Below are 1,045 nucleotides of genomic sequence, written 5' to 3'. Positions count from 1 at the left end.
AGATGTGTATGAGAGAGAGGGGGTGGGGGATCATGCGGGGTATGAGCAGTGAGCGAATCGAGCCCGCGCAGGACGCGTCCGAGCGAGAGATGCTGGAGGGGTGGCTGGAGTATCACCGGCAGACTCTGGCGTGGAAGTGTGAGGGGTTGGACGACGGGCAGTTGAGGACCGCAGCGGTGCCGCCGTCGGAGTTGTCGTTGATGGGGCTGGTGCGGCACATGGCGGAGGTCGAGCGGGGGTGGTTCCGGGAGGTGCTCGTGGGGGAGGACGTCCCGGGGATCTACTTCACCGACGCCGACCCCGACGGGGAGTTCCACCTCACCGAGGCGGACACGTGGGCCGAGGCGTACGGGACCTGGCAGGGGGAGATCGCGGTCGCGCGCGAGAACGCCGCGCGGTACGGGCTCGACGAGCTGTCCCGGGGCAAGAGCCGGTCCACCGGGGAGCCGTTCAGCCTGCGGTGGATCTACACGCACATGATCGAGGAGTACGCGCGGCACAACGGGCACGCGGATCTGCTGCGCGAGCGGATCGACGGCACCACCGGGGAGTGACGTCAGTTCCGGCCGACGCGAGCCGTCCGTACGGGGCAGGAGATCACCCTTGCGGGGCAACCTCCGCTTGTCCATGGCCCCTTCGGGCGCCGGAGCCGACAGAGTTGCGCGGGTGCACCGTACGACGACTACCGCGACCCTGCTGGTGACTGTCGCCGCGTCCGCTCTCACCGGATGCGTGACCGTCCAGCATCATCCGACCGCGCCGGGGGCTTCCGCCGTGCCCGTGCCCGCGCCCGCTGTGCCGCCGTTGCCCCGTCCCGACGGGAAGGGGAGGGCCCGGGTGATCCAGGCGCCGGCGCGGGAGGCGTTGGACATGGTCGCGCCGGCGCGTACGGAACCTCCGGCGCGGCTCCGGGCCGCCGAGCCGACGCCGGTGCCTGCGGCGCGGGGGCGGGAGGAGGCGGGGGCCCGGGAGAAGGCCCACCCGAGGCGTCCCGCCGTACCCCATAAGCCTGCCGGGCCGCGGATCGAGATTCCCGATGTGGAGT

1 protein-coding gene and 1 pseudogene are annotated in these 1,045 nt (G+C 71.7%); both read left to right on the top strand.

From position 1 onward, the window contains the following. The first annotated feature begins 41 nt into the window (after positions 1 to 41). Entirely contained in the window at positions 42 to 554 is a 513-nt protein-coding gene (locus tag AOK24_RS44780) for a DinB family protein (protein ID WP_055725517.1), read from the top strand. A gap of 283 nt (positions 555 to 837) precedes the next feature. Next, positions 838 to 1,045, top strand: a pseudogene (locus AOK24_RS52590) (hypothetical protein); the annotation flags it as partial.

The organism is Streptomyces niveiscabiei (assembly GCF_001419795.1).
GTDB classification, from domain to species: domain Bacteria; phylum Actinomycetota; class Actinomycetes; order Streptomycetales; family Streptomycetaceae; genus Streptomyces; species Streptomyces niveiscabiei.
This window is presented reverse-complemented; position numbering and strand designations above follow the sequence as displayed.